This window comes from Serratia surfactantfaciens, from assembly GCF_001642805.2.
Classification (GTDB): domain Bacteria; phylum Pseudomonadota; class Gammaproteobacteria; order Enterobacterales; family Enterobacteriaceae; genus Serratia; species Serratia surfactantfaciens.
On record NZ_CP016948.1, the window covers coordinates 1,164,091 to 1,184,933 of the forward strand.

Below are 20,843 nucleotides of genomic sequence, written 5' to 3' on the forward strand. Positions count from 1 at the left end.
GGATTTTTATTTCATTTCAAACAGTTAAATCCTTTCCCTGCAGATCAGCCACTTAGCCTTTTCCGCGTGTGTAGCTCACAAATATGACATTGGCGTGAATTTTGCGCATTGATCTTCTGCTCTTTTAGCGCTATTGATTACTCGTGGCTGCGCAAAAAGCAGCCATTGTTTTCTTTCCACCAGACCAAAATGAGGGAAACGAGGCATGAAGAGACAGAAACGCGATCGTCTGGAAAGGGCGCATTCGAGAGGGTATCAGGCAGGTATTTTAGGGCGTTCCAGGGAACATTGTCCCTACCAATCATCAGTGGACGCCCGGTCTCAATGGCTGGGAGGTTGGCGAGAAGCCATGGAAGACAGGGCTGTGACCGCTTAAGCGGCTCCCTGTCAAATAAAAGGAATAACCTCCGCCCTTTGGCGGAGGTTTTTGTTTCAGCGTTTACTCATCCCGCCAGCGTTTCAACAAAATACTCGCATTCACGCCGCCAAACCCGAAGCCGTTTGATAAGGCGTAGGTCATGTTCATCGACTCCGCCTGTTTCGCGACCAGGTGCAGGCCTGCCGCCGCCGGATCGGGGTTATCCAGATTCAGCGTCGCGGGGGCTATCTGATCGCGCAGGGCCAGGGCGGTAAAGATGGTTTCCAGCCCGCCAGCGGCGCCAAGCAGGTGCCCGGTCGCTGATTTTGTCGAGGTCACGGCGACAGTTCCGGCGCTGCCAAACAAATGTTTGATGGCGTTGATTTCGCCCAAATCGCCGACGGGGGTCGAGGTCGCATGCGCGTTTAAGTGCTGAACTTCCTCGGGGGCGACGTTCGCTTGCTTCAGCGCGATTTTCATCGCCCGATAGGCGCCGTTACCGTCTTCAGCGCCGGAGGTCATGTGGTAGGCATCGGCGCTGGTGCCATAACCGACGATTTCCGCGAGCGGCGTGGCGCCGCGCGCCAGCGCGTGTTCCAGCGTTTCAATCACCAGCATGCCGGCGCCTTCCCCCATGACAAACCCGTCCCGGGCGCTGTCGAAGGGCCGGGAGGCCTGGCGCGCCAATTCGGCCGGTGCAGTGGACATGGCGCGCGCGGCGGCGAAGCCGCCCAGACTGACGGTATCTATCGCGGCCTCGGTACCGCCGCATAGCGCAATATCGGCCTCATCATTGCGGATCAGACGCACCGCATCGCCAATGGCCTGCACGCCGGCCGCGCAGGCGGTGACCGGGGCGCCAATCGGGCCTTTGAAGCGGTGCTTGATTGACACATGCCCGGCCGCCAGGTTGACGAGGAAAGAGGGGATGGTGAACGGCGACAGGCGCTTGGCGCCTCGGCTGTCCGTGGTGCGTACCGCCTGGGCAATCGCCGGGAAACCGCCAATGCCCGAGGCAATGACGGTGGCGGTGCGCTCCTGTTTTTCCTCCGTATCGGCTATCCAGCTGGCCTGACGAATGGCTTCGTCCGCCGCCGCGATGGCAAACAGGATAAAGCGATCCATTTTCTTTTGGTCCTTGGGGGCGACGGCAGCGTCGGCGTTGAATCCCGCCTCGGCATCTTGCGCCAGCTCGGGAACCTGTCCTCCCACCTTGACCGGCAGCTCTGCCACGATCTCTTCAGGCAGAGGACGAATACCGGATTCCCCGTTTAACAAACGCTGCCAGATGGTCTCTACGCCGCACCCTAGCGGTGAAACGGCGCCCATGCCGGTAATGACGATACGACGATGGTTCATGATGTCTCCTTGGTCAATTCTGGGAAATTTTCGAGGCGCCGGCGCCGCATCAACTCGGCGCGCTGATGTATGCCGTCGCTGGCCGCCGGCCCTGGCGCCAACGTAATAAACCGTTGCGGCACCGGTTGCTGAGTGTCGTGATTGATCAACTGTACCTCGATCGGTTGATCGGAACGGCTGTCGATCAATTGGGCGCTGATGTCACCGTCGGTCAGATGGCGATTACCCCATTGCGAGAGGGCAGCCAGCACGGGGAGAAAATCGTTGCCGCGCTCGGTGAGCAGATACTGATAGCGCGCCGGCCGCGTTTGATAGAGTTCCTTATGCAGAATGCCGTGGGCGACCAAATCCTTCAGCCGTCGGGCCAGCAGAGTTGGCGACATCCCCAGGCTCTGCTGGAATTCGTCGAATCGGGAGAGCCCTTGAAAGGCGTCGCGCAGAATCAGGATGCTCCACCATTCTCCGACGAGATCCAATGAGCGCGCAACCGGGCAAGGCGCATCGCTAAAACAGGTTTTTTGCATTTGATTCCTTTGTAAGTACATTTATTGTAGTTACTAGGTAGACATATTAGGCGATCTTGAAAGGCAAGCAAACAGCAGGAGGAAAAAACCGTCAGGGCGATGATAAGGGGCGCGTTTGAGCCGCTGTTGATTTGGCCGCATCAGATAGGAATAGGGCAGAGATAGCGGAGTCAGGGGGTAAAGCAGGCCGTGAGAATTGGGATACTCAGACACTGAAGGCGAAAGTGATAATCCGCCGATTGGCTTGAAAAGAGAAGGCGGTGGCCGCCTTCTCTTCAGCGCGATTAGAACGCTGCGGTATCCTTGAACAGGCCCACTTTCAGATCGGTGGCGGTGTAGATTACTTCACCGTCAACCAGCACTTCACCATCGGCGACGCCCATGATTAACTTGCGGGTGATGACGCGCTTGAAATTAATGCGATAGGTCACTTTCTTCGCGGTTGGCAGCACCTGGCCGGTGAATTTGACTTCACCGACGCCCAGCGCGCGGCCTTTGCCTTCGCCGCCCAGCCAACCGAGGTAGAAGCCGACCAACTGCCACATCGCGTCCAGGCCCAGGCAGCCTGGCATGACCGGATCGCCGATAAAGTGGCAACCGAAGAACCATAGGTCCGGATTAATATCCAGTTCCGCTTCCACATAACCTTTGTTGTGAGTGCCGCCGTCTTCGGTCATCTTGACCACGCGGTCCATCATCAACATGTTACCTGCCGGCAACGGTGGGCCACCGGCGCCAAACAGCTCGCCACGGCCGGATGCTTCGAGGTCTTCTTTCGTATAGGAATCGCGTTTATCTACCATGTTCTCAGTAAGCCTTATTTTAATGAAGGACGCAGGTTAGCTAACACGTGTACGCTGAACAAGTCCGATCAGCCGTGGTTGAACCAGTTGAGCCAGCGCAGCGGCCACGGACGGCGGCGTTCCTGCAGGCTGACCTGCGCAATCCGTTCCTGAATGGCCGCCAACAGATTCGGCTGTTGTTCGTCAGAGTAGAGGCAACCCGTGAGCAAAGGCAAGGCTTCCGCCGCACTTTCGACTGCCCACAGATGGAACTGCCCCTCGCGCACCGCATCGACGATATCTTGACGCAGACACAGGTGGCGCACGTTGGTCACGGGCAATACGACGCCCTGTTTGCCCGTCAGACCGCGACGCAAACAAACCTCGAAGAAACCTTCGACCTTTTCGTTAACGCCGCCTATCGGCTGTACGTTGCCGAATTGGTCGACGGAGCCGGTGACGGCGATCTGTTGAGTGATCGGCTGCTGAGACAGGGCGCTGACCAATGCGCACAGCTCAGCCAGCGAGGCGCTGTCGCCGTCCACTTCACCGTAAGATTGTTCAAAGACGATCGAGGCGGAGAAGGGCAGTTGCTGATCCAGATCCAGCTCGGCGATCAGGAACGCCTGCATGATCATCATGCCTTTCGCGTGCAGGTTGCCGCCCAGTTCGGCTTTGCGCTCGACGTCAGTAAACTCGCCGTCGCCGAGGTGCACAACGCAGCTGATGCGCGATGGTTCGCCGAAGCTGCGCGGATGACCGGGATAATCCAGAACTGACAGCCCGTTGATCTGTCCGACGACTTCACCCTCGGTCTCAATCAGGATCTGGCCCAGTTCGATCTCATCCTGCATACGCTCGGCCAGATAGCTTTCACGCCATTCGCGGGCATTCAATGCCGCTTCAAACGCTTTGGCGGTAATGCGATCCTCTTCGGCATACAGAGCGGCTTCGGACAGCTGCTGACCAAGCCAAACCGGCGAGAGCGGCAGGATGCCCTGGTCGCCACTGTAACGCACCGCCTGGACGATCAGCGGCGACCAGGCGTCGGCCGCCAGCATCGGCAATTGCCGCTCGGCGATTACGCCGTTGACGTAACCGCACCACTGCGCCATATCATCAACTTCGGTCAGCTGCAGGTCGTCTTCGTATTCACCGTAGACCGCTTGTTCACTCAGCTCCGGCTCGATATCGTGGAAATCGGCCAGACCGTGGCGGTCGCCGACGACGATCAGACGCAGATCCAGCGGCATTGGCGGAATGGCTACCGGCAGCGGGCGGGTTTCGTCGGGCGAAACCCAATGGAACTGGCGCTGGCCGATCATTTGCTTCAGCCGCAGCCATAGCAACGGCTGGGCCAGCAGCGCCCGGGCCGACAGGATCAGAATGCCGCCGTTGGCCTGGTGCACCAGGCCTGGCTGCAGGGTGATGTCACCATTGTGGATCCGCACGCAGCCAAACAGCTGCTCGGGTTCAATCCAATCCTGGAACACGCAAGCGCCGCCGGCGGCGAAAGGTTCATCGCCACGGCTGGCCGGTGCTACGCTGACCTGGCCATCCTGAATGACATAGTGGCTGCCGCGGAATGCGGTATTTTTCGTCAGCAGCGGCTTGACGGCGTTAGCGATCAGCTCCAGGTACTCGCGCGTTTCTTGCGCTTTCAACAGCATAAAGCGCGGCGGCGATTGGGGGTGGCAAAATAGCGTCAGGGCATTTTCCAGCCGAGGCTGAATGGCGGAAAAGGGCACGGGTGCCAACTGAGCGGCGGTATCAAATATCGCCTGATAAGGCGTTACGTCCGGCAATAAAGATTGCCATTCAAGTCGGTTATTGGTCAAAGTGTTAGATGCAATCGTTAAAAAGGGAAAGGGCGATTATACAAGAATAACGGCGGCTTGATACATGCGGAGTGCCAGTTGGCGTCAGGGAGTTTGACATCGCGCGATGACTGTGCAAAAAACAGTCTAAAAGACGGCTTAATTGCCGGGGAAATTCGGCGCAAAGCTGTTATGCTTAGTTGAAGTTACGCGGTCACTGAAGAGCTCAAGATGAAATATCAGCAACTGGAAAATCTGGAGAGCGGTTGGAAATGGAAGTACCTGGTGAAGAAGCACCGGGAAGGGGAACTCATTACCCGCTACATTGAAAACAGCGCTGCTCAGGAAGCGGTTAACGAGCTGCTGAAGCTGGAAAATGAGCCGGTAAAGGTACTTGCATGGATTGCCGCCCATATGAATCCGGAACTGGATAACCGGATGAAGCAAACGATCCGCGCCCGCCGCAAACGTCATTTTAACGCAGAACACCAGCATACGCGTAAAAAATCTATCGATTTGGAGTTTTTGGTTTGGCAACGCCTGGCTGCTTTAGCACGCCGCCGCGGCGTTACGCTGTCGGAAACCGTGGTGCAGCTTATCGAGGATGCTGAACGCAAAGAGAAGTATGCGAACCAGATGTCGTCGTTGAAAGAAGACCTGAAGGCGATTCTCGGCAAAGAGCCCAAGTAAACGGGGCTGAGGGAGAGCCTTCGGTTGCGTATGGCTTTGAATGCTCGGATAAATTCAAGACGAAAAAAAACCCCGCAATGCGGGGTTTTTTACTAAGCGAGTAAACTTAGCCCTGAGGCTGAGTTACAACGTCTTTGATACCTTTAACTTCGATCTCTACGCGACGATCTGGTGCCAGGCAGTCGATCTGAGCTTTGGTAGCGCGGCCAGCTTTGTAGCCACAGGTGTTGCCTGTAACTGGATCAGCTTTGCCCATGCCACGTGCAGAGATTTTGTCTGACGGGATGCCTTTGGAGACCAGGTAGTCAACAACGCTTTGTGCGCGTTTTTCAGACAGTTTCTGGTTGTACTGAGCAGAACCAACGGCGTCGGTGTAACCCAGAACAACTACGGAACCGTCTTTAGGATCCATGGAGCTCAGCTGGGTGTACAGCTGATCCAGAGCCTGCTGACCTTGTGGCTTCAGAGTTGCTTTGTTGAAGTTGAACAGCACGTCAGACTTCAGAGTGAAACGCTTGGTTTCAACAACTGGAGCCGGAGCTGGAGCTGGAGCAACTGGAGCAACTACGTCATCCTGACCGAAGCGGTAAGAAACGCCCAGGCTCAGCATGGTGTTGTCTGGACGTGCGCCAACGGTACCTGCGTCACCGATGTTGCTTACGAACTGGTAGTCCAGGCGGGTAGCCCAGTTTTTGGTCAGTGCGTATTCAACACCAACAGCAGCCAGCGGAGAAACGCCGGTGTCGTGGTCGCTCAGGCGAGTGCCGTTGCCGTAGTTAGCTTTGGAGTCTGCGCGCCATACCATACCACCCAGACGAGTGTAGATGTCCAGATCGTCAGCAATTGGGTAGCTCAGTTTAGCGGCCAGTTGAACGCCCTGTGCTTTGAAAGCACCGTTGTTCACGCTGCCTTTGTAAGGCATGCGGCCGAGCCAGTCATAGCCCAGTTCGAAGCCCAGGTATTGGTTTGCCTGGTAGCCCAGGAACGCGCCTGCACCCAGCTGATCTTTGTGGGTTGGGCCGTTACCGATACCGTTCTGGTAACCGTTACCGTAGAAACCAGTGTCGTGGTACTGGGACCAGCCCAGTTTAGCACCGGTGTACCAGGTGTTATCTTTTGGAGCGGCTTGCGCTACGGTAGCGAAACCTGCCAGTGCCACTGCTAATGCGATAGCTGTCTTTTTCATTTTGCGCCTCGTTATCATCCAAATAGGCAATGAGCTTTAAAGCTGTTTTAAGCCCTTGGTTAAATTCCTTCGCCAAGGTTTAAGCCCTCGTTTGTTACTCGCCAGTTTTTCTGGCGTTATAGAGCAACCTTGGCGATGTAAAGTCTACAACGTGGCGCGAAAGTTACAAGTGTGATGTGATAAGGCTCTAAAAAAAAACGCGGAATCGTACATATTTGCTAACATTCTTCGCCTAAAAAAACGGCGATTCACCAGGCGTTTTTTCGTGCCAAACCGCAGCCGGACTAGCTTTCTGCCTGACCCCGCAAAGGTTCCCTTCACGGGGTGCGAAAATGATGGGAAAAATCCTAAATTTACTTAATGATACAAAGAAGAGTGAATTTTTAGGGTGGAACAGTGTCCGTGAGTCGGGCCAATGTCACGTTGAGGACGCATGATAAACCCGTAGGCATTACCCAATTCTGCCGCACGTCTTAATTTTAGACGATCCTCCTCCGTTAGCTCGGGCAACCAGCCGAGAACCACGCTGTAATTTCCCGTTTGCAGCGCTTTTTCCATCGCCTCAACCGTATTTACCGGGCTGATTTGGCTTAGCTGCACCATTTTATCCACCGGCAGGCCGGATTGCTGCAGCCATTGCTTGCTTAATTTTTGCTGCGGCGTCAGCCATAAAAACCAGCGAGACTGCTTGCCCAATTGCTGCAACAAGGGCAACAACAATTGAGCCACGGCGGGCTGGCGTTCGTTGTAAACAAGTTCACTGATCAAGCCATTCTCTTTGCCGACATCCGTGTTCTTCGCAACGTTGCGCGCTGTAAAAGCGCCTTGGCCGAAATGAGGTTGGTAGAGTGATTGAGTACGCATTGAGTTCCCGCCCGTCGTGTTACTGTATGTTTATACAGTATCCCTGATTTAGGATAAGATCAACCCAAATTTTCGTAGCGGCTCGCATAATTACGAACATTTTTTATACCGGGGTTTGTTTGGGATTGGCAGGCAGACGGATAGTGCGTATTTTTCTAATTAGTTGTTCGCGTTACTTTTTTCATTGATGAGAGAAATATTACGACCAGAACCTAAAACGGAGAAACGCTATGAAAAGGATGTCGACGAGTAGAATCGCGCAGGCTAAAAATTGCTTTGCGGCGCTGGGGGCCATCACCACGCGATCGCAGTTTGGCGGCTACGGCCTGCTGGCTGAAGGGGTCATGTTCGCCGTGATCGCAGAAGGCGAGCTGTATTTGCGAGCAACGGCGAGCATGGAGCCGGTGTTTCGCGCACGGGGAATGGTCAACATGGTCTATTCCAAGCGGGGCGTGCCGATCACACTGCGTTATTACTGGGTTGACGAGTCGCTGTGGCGCGAGTGCAACGAGCTGGTCGGGCTGGCTTGGCAGGCGGTCAGAGAGGCGCGCCGGGAGCAAAGGCTCAAGGCCGGCGATCACGGCAGGTTGAAGGCGCTGCCGAATATTGACGTCAATATGGAGCGTCTGCTGTGGCGAGCGGGCATTCGCAACGCCTATGATCTCCGATTGCAAGGCGCCAAGCGCAGCTATCTGCGTTTACTGCAACAGCAGACCAATCTGGGGCTGCGAGTCTTGCTGTCGCTGGGGGGCGCGATAGCCGGCTATCACCAGGCGGCGTTGCCGGCCGAATTGCGTAACGAGCTGGTGCGCTGGTTCGAACATACGATGGCGATGCGCCGTCACGGACATGAACCGGTGATTCAGGGCCCGTCGATCAGGCCCTGAACATTAGGTTGTCTTATTAATTTGGGCGTGCAGCGCGGTGAGCTCCGGCAGAAGTTCGAGCATCAGCCCCACCTGCTGCAGGACCAACTGTTCTTTGCTTTCCGGCTCCGGAACGGCTTTGCGAATGCGCTCAGCCAGCTGCTCCAACGCCTGTGCAACCCGCTGGCTGTTCTGCTCTTCCTGATGCAAGGCACCATCCACGTAACACACAGCGTCATTGAGCAGATCGAGCGTGGCGGGGGTACTCAGCCGCTCGCGATGCGCCCCCAATGCCGAGATATAGCTCAGAAGAGTGTGGTTCAGGCAGAGCAGGCGGAAGGCGGCCTCCTGCAGGGCCTTGTCGGCTTTGGGATCGGCGGACATGTTAGAGATGACCGAAGCCAATTCGGCGTCGCTGTTGTGGGCGTCCCGCCGCGCAATGCGGTAGGCGAGGCCGTTATCCTTACCCTGATGATATTGCACCAGAATGGCGTCCAGATAGCGGCAGTTGGCATTCAGCGTTTTATCCACCACCACCGGCAACTGGCGGAATTTCCAGTCCGGCCAGATAAAGCTGACCGCCGCCCAGGCGATGGCGCAGCCCAGCAACGTGTCGTAAACGCGCGGGGCAGCCACTTCGAACCCTTCGCCCAACAGGTTAAAGCACAATAATACCAGCAGCGTGATAAACATGGTGGCATGGGCATATTGCACGGTGCGGAAAGCGAAGAACAGAACGCCGGTGATAACGATCAACACCAGCTGCCCTTCCACTGAAGGTACGAAATAGAGGATTGGCAAACCGATCAGTATGCCGGCCAGGGTGCCGATGATGCGCAGCGCCAGGCGCCGGCGGGTGGCGTTATAGTTCGGCTGGCAGACGAACAGGCTGGTCAACAGGATCCAGTAGCCGTGCTGCATGCCGGTGAATTGAATGAAGGCGTAGCCTACGCACAGCACTGCCGACATGCGGATGGCGTGACGGAACAGGGCCGATTGGGGCGTCAAATGGCGGCTGATGCGCAGGCGGATGTCGCTCCAGCCGGTTAAGCGGTCGTCGGCCAGGCTGTTCTCTTCCGCCTGCCCGCTGGCCAATGTCTGCTCTGATTCGATATTGGCCAACTGCGCATCGATCGCATGCAGGTTTTTCAGCAGATGCGCCAACGCCTTGGCTTGCTCGGCATTGCCCTGGGTTTCGGCGATGCGCGTCAAGGCCTCCTGAATGCGGTTGAACGCCGGCTCAAAACGCGGGTTGTGCTGGTACTTTTGCCGTAGCAGGATGGATTGCGCCAGCTGGCGACAGGCGCGCGCCTGCATGCTCAGCAACCGCTGGAAGCGGAACAGAATGTCGCTGTGTCGGAATTGTCGGCTGAGCGCATGATACTGAACGTGGGAAGAGCTGGCGCGTTCGTGGATATCTTGGGCGACAAAATAGTAGTGCAAGGTGCGGCGAGTGCCGCGCTGGCCGCGATCGCCTTTCAGGCGCGTCAACAGCGAGGCTTTGGTTTGGTTGAGCAATGCAACCAAGGCGCTGTTGGCCATCGCGACATCCATCCACGGCAGGTCGGCGTCGCGCTCGGCATCGGGATCGAACAGGTTGGCTTTGGCGTCCAGATAGTTGGCCAATTGATCGTAGCAGCGCGCCAGGTTCTCTTGCAGCGGCCGGATAGGAAACAACAGGTGGCCTGCCAGCGTCAGCAGGTTATACCACAGTGCGCCGATCACCAGCAGCAGCGGCTGTTGATACCAGGCATCGTACATGGCGGTGCCGAGCATGGTGTAAACCGCGATCAGCAGCGCGCCGAAGGCGATGGTGGCGTAACGTTGCCCCAGGGCGCCAAGAAGAATAAAACCGCAGGTCGACGTGGTTAAGCCCAGGGCGAATAGCCAGGGATAGGGGAACAGCAGCTCGATCGAGGCGGAGGCGATAAAGAAACATACCAGGGTGATCAGCAGATTGCGCAGCCGGCCGGCCAGGCGATCGTCCAAATCAGTCAGGGCCGCCGCCACCACGCCCAGCGTGAGCGGGATGGTCAGCTTGGGAATGCCCAGCCACCAGGGAACGGCGGTGGTGCCGGTCAGCGCAATAAGGATGCGCAGGTGGTACAGCAGGTTGCTGTTGTAGGTATATCGACGAACTGCGGGTGCAAAAGAGAGCACGAAAAACTCCTCAAACGGAGAAAAAATTAACGCTGTTGATATTGGCGGCGAGCATTCTCAATACGGGCTTGCTGAGCCATTTCTACCGAGACGACGCGGCGTCCCACCGGCCACAGTGCGATGGCGGCAATTTTGAAGTTGGCGATGCCGACCGGAATGCCGATGATCGAAATGCACTGCACGATACCGGCGGCGATGTGCGACAGGCACAGCCACCAGCCGAACAGCACCAGCCAGATAATGTTGAGCAGCGAACCGCCGGCGGAAAGCAGCGTATTGCTTTTCTCCGGGTACAGTTCATCGACGTGTATCGCTTCGTTGCCGAACGGCACCAGTGACAGCTTGGTGATTTCCCAGCAGGAGCGGGTAAGCGGCAATGTGATGACCAGCAGCACGCTGAACACCGTGGCGATGAGCCAGCCGAACGTGGTGACGAAACCGCCCAACACAAAATTAAGAATATTCAGTACAGTACGCATAGACGTCATTCTGCTCTAATGATGGCCAAACCGCGATGCGGGCGTATTCACGATAAAAACGCAAAATCTATTCTACCCTTTTTTTAGCGCTAGAGTGCCACTGCTTATCGCAGGTAAACTGGCAGATATCCGTTATTTAATCTCAACATAGTCATGGCGCGACGATATGGAACTTAAAGCGACATCGCTGGGGAAACACCTGGCTCAGCACCCTTATAACCGCGTGCGGTTGCTGCACGCCGGTGTTGAGGTGAGCGGGGAAAAACATGAATACCTGATCCCCTTCAATCAATTGATTCAGGTCAGGTGCAAGCGCGGCATCGTCTGGGGCGAGCTGGAATTTGAGCTGCCGGACGAAAAAGTGGTGCGGCTGCACGGCACCGAATGGCAGGAAACGCAGCGTTTTTATCACTATCTGCAGCAGGTGTGGCAGCAGTGGAGCGCCGAAATGAGCGAGATCAGCGCCGGCGTGCTGCAACAGCAGGTGGCGCAGATCCAGCGCATCGAGCAACAAGATAAGTGGTTCAAAAAGTCTGAGTTGGGCAAGCTGCAGCAGCAAATTCGCGAGGCTTTCTCCGCGCTGCCGATGCCAGTGGCGCGCCTGGAGGCGTTCGATAACTGCCGCGCCGACTATCAGCTGTGTCTGCAATGGCTGCAGCAAGGGCAGCGCAGCGTCGACCAACGCAACCGGCAATGGACCGAGCGCATGCTGGAGCAGCACCATGACTTCTTCCAGACCGTCGAGAGTTCGCCGCTCAATGAGTCTCAGAGCCGTGCGGTGGTCAATGGCGAGGATTCCGTGCTGGTGCTGGCCGGCGCCGGCAGCGGCAAAACGTCAGTGCTGGTGGCGCGCGCCGGCTGGCTGTTGCGTCGTCAGGAGGCGGAGCCGGGCCAAATTTTGCTGTTGGCGTTCGGCCGTCAGGCCGCCGGTGAAATGAACGACCGTATTAAAGAACGCCTGGGTGATGTCGGCATTCAGGCCAAAACCTTTCATGCATTGGCGCTGCAAATCATTCAGCAGGGCAGTCGTAAAGCACCTGCCATCAGCCGCTTGGAAACCGACGCCAAAGCGCGCAAAGAGCTGCTGATTGCCCACTGGCGCCAACAGTGTGCGGAGAAGAAAGCCCAGGCCAAGGGGTGGCGTCAATGGTTGACTGAAGAGCTGGAATGGGACGTGCCGGAAGGCGACTTCTGGCAGGATAAACGCCTGGCGGATCGGCTGGCGGGCCGGCTGGAGCGCTGGCTGGGGCTGATGCGCATGCACGGCGGCAGCCAGGCGGAAATGATTGAGCAGGCGAATGAAGAGATTCGTGATCTGTTCTCGAAACGTATCCGGCTGATGGCACCGCTGCTTAAGGCCTGGAAAAGCGCCTTGAAAGAGGAGGGGGCGGTGGATTTCTCCGGCCTTATCCATCAGGCGGTCAATATTCTTGACAAGGGGCGCTTCGTCAGCCCGTGGAAACACATTCTGGTCGATGAATTTCAGGATATCTCGCCGCAGCGCGCGCTGTTGCTGGCGGCGCTGCGCCGGCAGAACAAACAGACCTGCCTGTTTGCGGTGGGTGATGATTGGCAGGCGATTTATCGCTTCAGCGGCGCAGAATTGACGTTAACCACGGCGTTCGCCACGAACTTCGGCGAAGGGGCGCAGTGCGCGCTGGATACCACTTATCGTTTCAATGAGCGGATCGGCGAGGTGGCTAACCGGTTCGTGCAGCAGAATCCGCATCAGCTGAAAAAACCGCTCAACAGCCTGAGCAAGGGCAATAAAAAGTCGGTGGCGATCTTGCCGCACGAGCAGTTGGAGCCCTTGTTGGACAAGCTGAGCGGTTATGCCAAGCCGGATGAGCGTATCCTGGTGTTGGCGCGTTATCACCATCTGAAACCGGAAGCGCTGGCGAAAGCGGCCACCCGCTGGCCCAAGCTGGATTTGGAGTTTATGACCATCCACGCCAGCAAGGGGCAACAGGCGGAATACGTCATCATCGCCGGTTTGCATGACGGGCGTGACGGCTTCCCTGCCGTGGCGCGTGAGTCGGTGTTGGAAGAGGTGCTGCTGCCGCAGCCGGAGGACTTCCCGGATGCTGAAGAGCGCCGCCTGCTGTATGTCGCATTGACTCGCGCCAAACATCAGGTTTGGCTGTTGCAGGATCCTGAACGTCCTTCGGTGTTCGTTGAACACCTGCGGGAGCTTGGCGTCCCGGCGCAGAAAAAGCCTTAAGCATCCGGCCTGGCGGCCGCCAGGCCGCGAGGACTATTTCAGGCGATCTTGCAGATAGCGCTGATAGTCGGGGATGGCGATCTCCACTTCGCTTTTGAACAGCGGAGAGTCAATGAGAAAATCCGCGGTTGAGCGGTTGGTGGCCACCGGGATATTCCATACGGTCGCCAGCCGCAACAACGCCTTCACGTCCGGGTCGTGCGGCACCGCATTCAGCGGATCCCAGAAGAAGATCAGCATGTCTATCTTGCCTTCCGCAATCAGTGCGCCGACTTGCTGATCGCCGCCCATTGGGCCACTTAGCATGCTGCTGACAGGAATGCCGCTGGCACGCTGGATCAGGTTGCCGGTGGTGCCGGTAGCATACAGCTGGTGCTGCGCCAGAATGGTTTTGTGGCTTTCTACCCACTCCAGCAGGGCCTGTTTACGGTGATCGTGCGCCACCAGCGCAATGTGTTTGCGCGCGGCGATAGTGCGGGTGGTCAATTCCATCTCGATGTCCTTCGCTAATCGGGGATGTGCGACAGATTACTGAAACTGTTTTTCACTGCCTAGCGTTTGCACCAGAAAATGCGAAGAAACGGCGCCTTTGCGGGTAAAGGCGCCGAGGCGGGTTCAGCGCACCGGCTGCTTATTGGCCCAGCGCAGGAAACGCTTTTGCGTTTCCTTATCCGCTTGCTGGAACCAGTATTGCAGCATCTGCTCCGATACGTTTTCGCCTTTCAGCGTCACCGTCGGGGCATTTAACGATGAGTCGGCCTGCGGGGAGACCGGGGCATTGCCGGCGTTCGCCTGCACGAAGGTCGGGACGGAGGCCGGACGGTTTTGGCGGTTGTAATCCGTCATCACCTTTTCCAAATCGGCATTGAAGGTCACGCTGTCGGGATGCAGCACATCCTGTTTGAACGGCAGGGCGTTGCCCCCTTTGTCCACCACCAGGTAATTCAGCGTTTTGTCGAAGCGTTGCGCGTCACGATCGTTCTCAATACGCGGAATTTCGATCGCGACCTGGCTGATCTTTTGCGTATTGAAGGTGGCGATCAGCGGCAGGGATGCGTAGGTTTGCGCATGCTGGCCAGAATGTAGGGTTTTGGTCACTTTAAACAGCAATTGATGCTGCCCGCCATCCAGCTCAAGGCTGTCGGCGCCTTTTAACAACGAACCTGTCATTTTCTTGCCGTCGACCACCAGCAGGTCGATGTCCGGGGAGAGTTTCAGGGTCGTAGCCGCGGCAGGCATGCTGATGCTGATCAACGCCGCAACCACCAGACCAAATTTCATCATTATCTCCTTATAAAGTGACGTAGCTCTAAGTGTTGAACATGGCACAGGTTGTGTCAAAATTTTTCAATCGGGTATTTTGTTTACATTTTCACATATTTTATCGCGATTAGACACGACCATGCACAGCTGAACCGCGACAGCCTCAGACCATAAGATCGCGCTGAAGTTTCGCACGCGTTGCGTTTAGCCGAGAGAAGGCCGATCGGTTACACTCGAAACGGAGAGTGACGCAGTGATAAACGGGAGTTGAAGATGCAAGATCAAGACATTGTTGAGCTGTTGCGGCAGGTGCAAACCATCGCGCTGGTGGGCGCCAGCGATAATCCGTCGCGGCCCAGCTACGGGGTGATGGCTTATCTGTTGGCGCAAGGGTATCAGGTGATCCCGGTCAGCCCAAAGCTGGCGGGGCAGACGCTGTTGGGCCAGCAGGTTTACGCGACGCTGGCAGACATTCCGCAGCCGGTGGATATGGTCGATGTTTTCCGCAATTCGCAGGCCGCGTACGGCGTGGCGCAAGAGGCGATAGCGATCGGCGCCAAGGCGCTGTGGCTGCAGATCGGGGTAGTTAACGACCAGGCGGCAGAGCTGGCGCAACAGGCCGGGCTCCAGGTGGTGATGGATCGCTGTCCGAAAATCGACATCCCGCGTTTGGGGCTGGAGCGCTGAATAAAAAGGGCCTGGCGTGATGCCAGGCCCTCTCGGGTTTCTCAGGTCTTGGCGCGGTCAATTGCGCAAGCGTGGCGCCTGTAGCTGGTGGCGGATGGATTCCGCCAGCTCATCCAGCGATGGTTGCTCGGGGTGGGCTTCCTGGGGCTCGCCATCCAGCTGTGCTTCTGCCAGATAAGTGTGCACCGGTTGGCCTTCCTCGTCTTCCATCACCACGTGGTACCAAGGGGCGGAACGCAGTTCATCGTTCGCCGCTATCTCGTCAGCTTTGGGTTGTTCCAAAGAGTATTCGGGGTCGATATCGATCACGACGCCCAAATACCCCAGCAGTTTATGTCTAACCTGTTGTCCGATACCGAATTTGCTGGCAATCATGATGACCTCCTGAGAAACAATGCCTTGCTCATATATGGGGGCAAGGCAGCGCATTTCAAGTTACATCACCCGACAAGCGAAGCCTTTCAGATACAGCCCCTCAGGGTATGTGGCGATCACCGGGTGATCGGCGGCCTGCCGGAACTGCTCTATAAATTGTACATCACGTCCGGCATCTACAGCGGCGTCGGCCAAAATTTTCTGGAACAGGTCGGTCGGCATCAGCCCGGAGCAAGAGAAGCTGAGCAGAATACCGCCTGGGTTCAGCAGCTGCAGCGCCAGCATGTTGATGTCCTTGTAGCCGCGGCAGGCGCTGGCCAGCTGGTTCTTGTTCTCAACGAATTTCGGCGGATCCATGATGATCAGGTCGAACTTCTCGCCCTGGGTGCGGTAGTTGCGCAGCAGCTGGAATACGTCGTCGCGGACGAACTCCGCCTTGTTCAAATCCAGTTTGTTGAGCTCGACGTTCTGTTTGGCGATATCCAGCGCCGCCTGCGAGGTATCCACGCTGATCACCTGCGCGCAGTCGCCCATCAGAGCGGAAACGGCGAAGGCGCCGGTGTAGGAGAAGCAGTTCAGCACCCGACGGCCGGCGGAGTAGTTGCGCGCCGCCAGGCGGCTGTCGCGCTGATCGAGGTAGAAGCCGGTCTTGTGCCCTTGCTGAATGTCCACCAGCAGCTTCATGCCGTGTTCGGTGATCGGCAATAGCTCAGGCGGCAGATCGCCCAATACCGGGCCTTGCGCCAGTGGCAGTCCTTCTTTCTTGCGCACCGCGACGTCGGAGCGATCGTAAATCGAACATTCCGGGTAGCAATGCTGCAGGGCGGAAAGCAGGGCCGGGCGCTGGTATTCCGCGCCGGCGGACAGCAGCTGCAGCACCAGGAAATTCTGGAAGCGATCGATAGTGATGCCCGGCAGGCCGTCGGACTCGCCGGCGATCAGGCGATATCCGTCCAGACCGTCACGCTGTGCGACCCAATCACGCCAGCTTTGCGCTTGCTGCAGGCGTCGAATAAAGAAATCGATGTTAATCTCTTCATCCTGCTGGAAGGTCCAGACGCGTGCGCGGATCTGCGACTCGGGCGAATAGGCACCGCGAGCCAGCCATTTGCCCTGGCTGTCGAGAATATCGATGGTTTCACCGGAGAGAGCTTTACCCTCAACGCGTTGAACGGCGCCGGAGAACACCCAAGGGTGGCGACGGAGTAAGGACTTTTCACGTCCTTTGGCGAGAAACAGGCGTACGGTCATAATTAATAATGCTGCCAGCTAGGATAGAAAGAGTGACACGGCGGTGCAAAGGCACGGCAATGCCATAATGAAAACTGAATTAAGGGGGCGATTATGACACAAGTTTGCATTGCTGCGTATGTGTATGGCGTAGTGCAGGGGGTTGGGTTTCGCTATTCCACCCAGCGGCAGGCCGAGGCGCTGGGCGTGACCGGCTATGCGCGCAACCTTGATGACGGCAGCGTTCAGGTAGTGGCCTGTGGCGCTCAGGCCCAGGTGGATCAGCTGGTGGCATGGTTGAAACAGGGTGGCCCGCGCAGCGCGCGTGTCGAACGCGTGCTGGTGGAGCCGCAGGGCGTGGCCGATTACGCCGGGTTCGGCATTCGCTATTAAACGCTCGCCTGCAGCTGCGCTGCAGGCTGTGCAGTCAGATGCATTTCACCGGCTTCGGCAACCCGGCTATCTTGGTGGCTTGTTTGGCCGGCCCTTTCGGGAACAGGCGATACAGGTAACGGCTGTTGCCTTTTTCCTCACCGTATTTCTGCGCCATGGCCTTGACCAGCATGCGAATAGCCGGCGAAGTATTGAATTCCTGATAGAAGTCGCGCACGAAGCGCACCACTTCCCAGTGTGCTTCGGTGAGCACGATTTCTTCCTGCGCGGCCAGCAGCGGCGCCAGGCCCTCATGCCAGTCGGCGCTGTTTTTCAGATAGCCCTGCGCGTCAGTGTCGATAATCTGACCTTCAAACTCCAACATACTGCCTCGATAACGGATAATTCGGAACGGCCGCCAGTTTAGCAAATTTTTTCGGCCGCAAAAAACAAAGCCCCGCCGGAGCGGGGCCTGGAAGGCATGCGTAGCGTGCTATCAGTTGCTGCGGGCGAAGCCCAGAATGCTCAGCAGGCTGATGAACATGTTGTAGAGCGACACGTACAGGCTAACGGTGGCGCGAATGTAGTTGGTCTCGCCGCCGTGAATGATGTTGCTGGTTTCCCACAGGATAGCGCCAGCGGAGAACAGAATGAACAGCGCGCTGATCGCCAGATGCAGGGCAGGGATCTGCAGGAACAGGTTGGCGATCACCGCCACCAGCAGCACCACAAAACCGGCCATCATCATGCCTGACAGGAACGACATGTCCTTGCGCGTGGTCAGCACGTAGGCCGAGCAGCAGAAGAACACCGCGGCTGTGCCGCCCAGCGCCAGCATGATCAGATCGCCCGCGCCGGCGTTCAGGAACGAGCTGAGGATCGGGCCGAGGGCATATCCCATGAACCCGGTCAGCGCGAACGCCGCCAGAATGCCCGCCGGGCTGTTGGCCAGCTTATGCGTCAGGAACATCAGGCCGTAGAAGCCGACCAGCATCAGCAATAAGCCCGGCGCCGGCAGGCCCAACATCGTACTGGCGGTAGCGGTCAACGCCGAGAAAGCCAGCGTCAGGGATAACAGGAAATAGGTGTTGCGCAGGACTTTATGCGTGCTGAGCAGCGAGTCGCGCGAGGAAGACGAGACGACAATGCGGTCCATAATGCTCTCTCTTATCAAGCCATCACAAAATAATCCCGATGATAGGCAGCGCAAGCGTTTGATTAAAGTCTGTTTACCAATCTTTACCCTTAGTTATCATTATTGCAACCGCGTGGGAGCGGCTGCGCGTTTGTTCGCCGCTTGCATGAGCGTCGCCGATTTTTCGCGCGGTTGAACGCCGCCGGGCTTTACAAGCGAATAAGCTCTGTTTATAGTGCGCGTCGTTGCGGAGGGGTGGCCGAGTGGCTGAAGGCAACGGTCTTGAAAACCGTCGACGGGAAACCGTTCCAGAGTTCGAATCTCTGCTCCTCCGCCATACATTCTGACCCCGCGCTCTCTGAGCGCGGGGTTTTTTGCTTTTGCGTGCGGAGAAACCGGCGCGCTTTGGCAGTAAACGCGTTCGGCTATTGATAAGGGCCACGCATCGGTGAGATTATGCGGTCACCAAGGTCGGCCGTTCGGCTGCCTGCTGCTGTCAGGCGTGACCGGCGTAATAATCAACGCCGCCTTATCAATTTTGCGTAATGCTCTTATGGAGACAGAGATGAACTGGTATCAAGTCGCCCTATGGACCATGATCTTCCTGAAGTCCGGCGCTTTCCTGGTATTCGTATGGTGGTGGATGTTCAAACGCGCGACCAAACCTTATGTGCGCCCGCAGGACGTCGTGGTGGACGATAAGCCGTATGACGAGAATCTCACCATGGAAGAGGTGATGAAAAAACATGGCATTACCCGCGCGGAGAATTCGGTTCAATAAGCGCGTTGCTGCCGCCGGGGGCGTTTATCACGATAGCGCCCCTGTTGATTTTCCTTTCCTGTCCCTGTTGGTTTGCGCGATGAGCGTCCGTTAGCGGCACATCGCGACGGGGAACAACACGCCGTGCATGATATAGGCGTCCTGTCGTACTTTTCGCATCGAAAAGAACCCGTTCTTAATGCCGAGAGAAATCATGGGGATCTCCTTGGTGAGCTCATCCGGTGCGTTGTCGTCGGGGCTTTTGATCACTTCACGTTGCGTCGTCATATAAAAGCCATCGCCTATTTTTTTGAGTTTAAAGATGAGTTTCTGGTCCAGATTGTAGGTTTTACCCCTGAGGGTGATATCGCCGCGTTGCACGATCACCGCCCTGTCTTCATCGTAAATGAACAAGCTGCCCGACACTTTCAGATCGAGAGCGTCGCCTGAAGCCAACAGCTTCCGAGTCACCGTCTCCGCCTTGCAGTTGATGTAGGAGGGGGGACGCAGGGTGAAGACGCGGACTATGACAATAAGAATAATCGCGGCTGACAAGCCGATAATCACTGCTTTGGGGGTGCGCAAGGCCGTCATTTATTTACCGTTGAGTATTTTGTAGGTCACACACTGAGTGTATTGATGTTCATTTCCCAGGTAACAAACGCCGAGAAATGTGTCATAACTCAGCGTATGTCTGCGCATCGAAAAATACACGTCGGCGCTGATTTTCTTACAATCTACGTTGCTGAGCTGCAATATCTTCTCCGCCATGCGTTTTTCCGCTTCATTATCGATGTGTTTTTCGGCATCCAGTGAATACAGAGTGCAGTTGTCTTGTTTTCCCAACGCAATTAATTCTTGCTGCAGTTGCTTGGGAAATTCAATCGGATAGAACATCGCCATCATCAATAGTGTGGAGAGCAGGCCGATAATAATGACGGTTGGCGAGAGTCTCAGCCTTTTTAGCGCGTTATTGCGGCGTGGGGAAGGAAATGTCTCGGTCGGCAATGGCGTCTGGGAGGGTATTTCCTCTACCAGAGGCAGGGAGTGTATTTCAACCAACGCGGTAAAGCAAAAACCGACCTTGGCAATGGTTTTTATGGGAGGCGTCTCCCTTCCCAGCAGCTTGAAGGCTTTTCTTATTTCACTCACGGCGACATTCAGGCTGATTGACGAGCCGGTAAAGCCGTATTCTTCCCATACCTTCTGTATCAATACCTCGCGTTTTAATGGAACGTTTGGATGCGTCAGCATTTCAATTAGCAGTCGTGATGCCGGGTTGGATATTCGTATTGATGACTCATGGTTATCAATAAGCTGGAGGTAACAGGTGCTTGCGTCATAGATCACGCAGAGATCGATAATGTATTTCATATTTGCAGGTTTTTATAAGGATATAGGCTTCCAATGCGCGGCTAGTATTTAGGTAAAAGGCAAGGAGGTCAAGGATTATGGCGGAATTCACAAGTGAAGCGGGTTGGTTTTTTATTTTTACGCTGGGCGCAATGTCTGACCTCGAGTGTGATGAATGATGTTTTAAGTGGTTTGTGCTAATAATTTTAATATTTTTAGATTATTGTTATTAAAATTTCTGTTATAAAAAATAATCTTTCTAGTGGTGGCGGTTTGGTGCAGAATTATCCTGGCTGTACGGAACAGGGCTTCCCTGTGCATGTGGCTTATTTTCTATGTTTATCTGGTAATAAGAATTTTCC

Annotated in this window: 23 protein-coding genes and 1 tRNA gene; 8 read left to right on the plus strand and 16 right to left on the minus strand. The window is 56.2% G+C overall.

The window, feature by feature from the left end; translation table 11 throughout:
* The first annotated feature begins 205 nt into the window (after positions 1–205).
* Complete coding sequence (gene rmf, locus ATE40_RS24025) at positions 206–376, plus strand: ribosome modulation factor (protein ID WP_004928150.1); 171 nt, start codon at positions 206–208, stop codon at positions 374–376.
* A gap of 63 nt (positions 377–439) precedes the next feature.
* Here rmf and fabF read toward each other — a convergent pair whose 3' ends face one another.
* From fabF to ATE40_RS05460, 4 genes are all read right to left on the minus strand, one after another.
* The gene (fabF, locus tag ATE40_RS05445; RefSeq protein WP_063919142.1) at positions 440–1,717 is read right to left on the minus strand and encodes a beta-ketoacyl-ACP synthase II; all 1,278 of its coding nucleotides are present in this window, start codon (positions 1,715–1,717) and stop codon (positions 440–442) included.
* Positions 1,714–2,241 (minus strand): winged helix-turn-helix transcriptional regulator, encoded by a 528-nt coding sequence (locus tag ATE40_RS05450; RefSeq protein WP_019454508.1) that lies wholly within the window; start codon positions 2,239–2,241, stop codon positions 1,714–1,716. The genes fabF and ATE40_RS05450 overlap by 4 nt, the downstream gene beginning before the upstream one ends.
* Positions 2,242–2,525: 284 nt before the next feature.
* The gene (gene fabA, locus ATE40_RS05455) at positions 2,526–3,044 is read right to left on the minus strand and encodes a bifunctional 3-hydroxydecanoyl-ACP dehydratase/trans-2-decenoyl-ACP isomerase (RefSeq protein ID WP_019454507.1); all 519 of its coding nucleotides are present in this window, start codon (positions 3,042–3,044) and stop codon (positions 2,526–2,528) included.
* Positions 3,045–3,112: 68 nt separating this feature from the next.
* Positions 3,113–4,861: an AAA family ATPase gene (locus tag ATE40_RS05460; RefSeq protein WP_025159668.1), complete on the minus strand. Its 1,749-nt coding sequence runs from the start codon at positions 4,859–4,861 to the stop codon at positions 3,113–3,115.
* Positions 4,862–5,071: 210 nt separating this feature from the next.
* Between ATE40_RS05460 and matP the strand changes: the two genes are divergently transcribed.
* Positions 5,072–5,530, plus strand: coding sequence for a macrodomain Ter protein MatP (gene matP, locus ATE40_RS05465; protein WP_019454505.1), 459 nt, complete (start codon positions 5,072–5,074; stop codon positions 5,528–5,530).
* A gap of 106 nt (positions 5,531–5,636) precedes the next feature.
* On the opposite strand, the gene ompA is transcribed toward matP, so the two are convergent.
* On the minus strand, positions 5,637–6,716 hold the full coding sequence (ompA, locus tag ATE40_RS05470; RefSeq protein WP_025159667.1) for a porin OmpA: 1,080 nt from the start codon (positions 6,714–6,716) through the stop codon (positions 5,637–5,639).
* A 357-nt stretch (positions 6,717–7,073) separates the two neighbouring features.
* Positions 7,074–7,580 (minus strand): SOS-induced cell division inhibitor SulA, encoded by a 507-nt coding sequence (gene sulA, locus ATE40_RS05475; RefSeq protein WP_063919143.1) that lies wholly within the window; start codon positions 7,578–7,580, stop codon positions 7,074–7,076.
* Between the two features lie 230 nt (positions 7,581–7,810).
* Between sulA and ATE40_RS05480 the strand changes: the two genes are divergently transcribed.
* Positions 7,811–8,467, plus strand: coding sequence for a TfoX/Sxy family DNA transformation protein (locus ATE40_RS05480; RefSeq protein WP_025159666.1), 657 nt, complete (start codon positions 7,811–7,813; stop codon positions 8,465–8,467).
* 3 nt (positions 8,468–8,470) lie between these two features.
* Here the strand turns inward: ATE40_RS05480 and yccS are convergent, their stop codons facing one another.
* Both yccS and ATE40_RS05490 read right to left on the minus strand, forming a co-directional pair.
* Positions 8,471–10,606 carry a YccS family putative transporter gene (yccS, locus tag ATE40_RS05485; RefSeq protein ID WP_063919144.1) on the minus strand — a complete coding sequence of 712 codons (2,136 nt, stop codon included), beginning with the start codon at positions 10,604–10,606 and terminating at the stop codon, positions 8,471–8,473.
* Between the two features lie 26 nt (positions 10,607–10,632).
* Positions 10,633–11,085, minus strand: coding sequence for a YccF domain-containing protein (locus ATE40_RS05490; protein WP_025159665.1), 453 nt, complete (start codon positions 11,083–11,085; stop codon positions 10,633–10,635).
* Between the two features lie 166 nt (positions 11,086–11,251).
* Here ATE40_RS05490 and helD point away from each other — a divergent pair, with 166 nt between their 5' ends.
* Positions 11,252–13,306 carry a DNA helicase IV gene (gene helD / locus ATE40_RS05495; protein WP_063919145.1) on the plus strand — a complete coding sequence of 685 codons (2,055 nt, stop codon included), beginning with the start codon at positions 11,252–11,254 and terminating at the stop codon, positions 13,304–13,306.
* Between the two features lie 33 nt (positions 13,307–13,339).
* Here the strand turns inward: helD and ATE40_RS05500 are convergent, their stop codons facing one another.
* Positions 13,340–13,798 carry a methylglyoxal synthase gene (locus ATE40_RS05500; protein WP_063919146.1) on the minus strand — a complete coding sequence of 153 codons (459 nt, stop codon included), beginning with the start codon at positions 13,796–13,798 and terminating at the stop codon, positions 13,340–13,342.
* Between the two features lie 123 nt (positions 13,799–13,921).
* Positions 13,922–14,587: a DUF2057 family protein gene (locus ATE40_RS05505; RefSeq protein WP_063919147.1), complete on the minus strand. Its 666-nt coding sequence runs from the start codon at positions 14,585–14,587 to the stop codon at positions 13,922–13,924.
* A 255-nt stretch (positions 14,588–14,842) separates the two neighbouring features.
* On the opposite strand from ATE40_RS05505, the gene ATE40_RS05510 reads away from it, so the two are divergent.
* On the plus strand, positions 14,843–15,256 hold the full coding sequence (locus tag ATE40_RS05510; protein ID WP_063919148.1) for a CoA-binding protein: 414 nt from the start codon (positions 14,843–14,845) through the stop codon (positions 15,254–15,256).
* A gap of 57 nt (positions 15,257–15,313) precedes the next feature.
* Here the strand turns inward: ATE40_RS05510 and hspQ are convergent, their stop codons facing one another.
* Both hspQ and rlmI read right to left on the minus strand, forming a co-directional pair.
* Positions 15,314–15,631: a heat shock protein HspQ gene (hspQ, locus tag ATE40_RS05515; RefSeq protein WP_004928104.1), complete on the minus strand. Its 318-nt coding sequence runs from the start codon at positions 15,629–15,631 to the stop codon at positions 15,314–15,316.
* Between the two features lie 60 nt (positions 15,632–15,691).
* Positions 15,692–16,882, minus strand: a complete 1,191-nt coding sequence (gene rlmI / locus ATE40_RS05520) for a 23S rRNA (cytosine(1962)-C(5))-methyltransferase RlmI (protein ID WP_063919149.1) — start codon at positions 16,880–16,882, stop codon at positions 15,692–15,694.
* Between the two features lie 93 nt (positions 16,883–16,975).
* Between rlmI and yccX the strand changes: the two genes are divergently transcribed.
* Positions 16,976–17,254, plus strand: coding sequence for an acylphosphatase (gene yccX / locus ATE40_RS05525; RefSeq protein WP_025160338.1), 279 nt, complete (start codon positions 16,976–16,978; stop codon positions 17,252–17,254).
* Positions 17,255–17,288: 34 nt separating this feature from the next.
* On the opposite strand, the gene tusE is transcribed toward yccX, so the two are convergent.
* Both tusE and yccA read right to left on the minus strand, forming a co-directional pair.
* Positions 17,289–17,618, minus strand: a complete 330-nt coding sequence (gene tusE / locus ATE40_RS05530; RefSeq protein ID WP_049235530.1) for a sulfurtransferase TusE — start codon at positions 17,616–17,618, stop codon at positions 17,289–17,291.
* A gap of 111 nt (positions 17,619–17,729) precedes the next feature.
* Positions 17,730–18,389: an FtsH protease modulator YccA gene (gene yccA / locus ATE40_RS05535; protein WP_004928091.1), complete on the minus strand. Its 660-nt coding sequence runs from the start codon at positions 18,387–18,389 to the stop codon at positions 17,730–17,732.
* Between the two features lie 228 nt (positions 18,390–18,617).
* Between yccA and ATE40_RS05540 the strand changes: the two genes are divergently transcribed.
* Positions 18,618–18,705 (plus strand) — tRNA-Ser (locus ATE40_RS05540).
* Between the two features lie 228 nt (positions 18,706–18,933).
* Entirely contained in the window at positions 18,934–19,149 is a 216-nt protein-coding gene (locus ATE40_RS05545; RefSeq protein WP_019456259.1) for a hypothetical protein, read from the plus strand.
* Positions 19,150–19,239: 90 nt separating this feature from the next.
* On the opposite strand, the gene ATE40_RS05550 is transcribed toward ATE40_RS05545, so the two are convergent.
* Together ATE40_RS05550 and ATE40_RS05555 are read right to left on the minus strand one after the other, a co-directional pair.
* Positions 19,240–19,722, minus strand: a complete 483-nt coding sequence (locus tag ATE40_RS05550) for a hypothetical protein (protein WP_019456258.1) — start codon at positions 19,720–19,722, stop codon at positions 19,240–19,242.
* Positions 19,723–20,502: a winged helix-turn-helix domain-containing protein gene (locus ATE40_RS05555; RefSeq protein ID WP_063919150.1), complete on the minus strand. Its 780-nt coding sequence runs from the start codon at positions 20,500–20,502 to the stop codon at positions 19,723–19,725. It lies immediately after the preceding gene.
* Positions 20,503–20,843: the final 341 nt, after the last annotated feature.

Bases quoted from the DNA above. Each gene is read 5' to 3' on its own strand.
- rmf (WP_004928150.1), top strand. From the start codon at position 206: ATGAAGAGACAGAAACGCGATCGTCTGGAAAGGGCGCATTCGAGAGGG.
- fabF (WP_063919142.1), bottom strand. From the start codon at position 1,717: ATGAACCATCGTCGTATCGTCATTACCGGCATGGGCGCCGTTTCACCG.
- ATE40_RS05450 (WP_019454508.1), bottom strand. From the start codon at position 2,241: ATGCAAAAAACCTGTTTTAGCGATGCGCCTTGCCCGGTTGCGCGCTCA.
- fabA (WP_019454507.1), bottom strand. From the start codon at position 3,044: ATGGTAGATAAACGCGATTCCTATACGAAAGAAGACCTCGAAGCATCC.
- matP (WP_019454505.1), top strand. From the start codon at position 5,072: ATGAAATATCAGCAACTGGAAAATCTGGAGAGCGGTTGGAAATGGAAG.
- ompA (WP_025159667.1), bottom strand. From the start codon at position 6,716: ATGAAAAAGACAGCTATCGCATTAGCAGTGGCACTGGCAGGTTTCGCT.
- sulA (WP_063919143.1), bottom strand. From the start codon at position 7,580: ATGCGTACTCAATCACTCTACCAACCTCATTTCGGCCAAGGCGCTTTT.
- ATE40_RS05480 (WP_025159666.1), top strand. From the start codon at position 7,811: ATGAAAAGGATGTCGACGAGTAGAATCGCGCAGGCTAAAAATTGCTTT.
- ATE40_RS05490 (WP_025159665.1), bottom strand. From the start codon at position 11,085: ATGCGTACTGTACTGAATATTCTTAATTTTGTGTTGGGCGGTTTCGTC.
- helD (WP_063919145.1), top strand. From the start codon at position 11,252: ATGGAACTTAAAGCGACATCGCTGGGGAAACACCTGGCTCAGCACCCT.
- ATE40_RS05500 (WP_063919146.1), bottom strand. From the start codon at position 13,798: ATGGAATTGACCACCCGCACTATCGCCGCGCGCAAACACATTGCGCTG.
- ATE40_RS05505 (WP_063919147.1), bottom strand. From the start codon at position 14,587: ATGAAATTTGGTCTGGTGGTTGCGGCGTTGATCAGCATCAGCATGCCT.
- ATE40_RS05510 (WP_063919148.1), top strand. From the start codon at position 14,843: ATGCAAGATCAAGACATTGTTGAGCTGTTGCGGCAGGTGCAAACCATC.
- hspQ (WP_004928104.1), bottom strand. From the start codon at position 15,631: ATGATTGCCAGCAAATTCGGTATCGGACAACAGGTTAGACATAAACTG.
- rlmI (WP_063919149.1), bottom strand. From the start codon at position 16,882: ATGACCGTACGCCTGTTTCTCGCCAAAGGACGTGAAAAGTCCTTACTC.
- yccX (WP_025160338.1), top strand. From the start codon at position 16,976: ATGACACAAGTTTGCATTGCTGCGTATGTGTATGGCGTAGTGCAGGGG.
- tusE (WP_049235530.1), bottom strand. From the start codon at position 17,618: ATGTTGGAGTTTGAAGGTCAGATTATCGACACTGACGCGCAGGGCTAT.
- yccA (WP_004928091.1), bottom strand. From the start codon at position 18,389: ATGGACCGCATTGTCGTCTCGTCTTCCTCGCGCGACTCGCTGCTCAGC.
- ATE40_RS05545 (WP_019456259.1), top strand. From the start codon at position 18,934: ATGAACTGGTATCAAGTCGCCCTATGGACCATGATCTTCCTGAAGTCC.
- ATE40_RS05550 (WP_019456258.1), bottom strand. From the start codon at position 19,722: ATGACGGCCTTGCGCACCCCCAAAGCAGTGATTATCGGCTTGTCAGCC.
- ATE40_RS05555 (WP_063919150.1), bottom strand. From the start codon at position 20,502: ATGAAATACATTATCGATCTCTGCGTGATCTATGACGCAAGCACCTGT.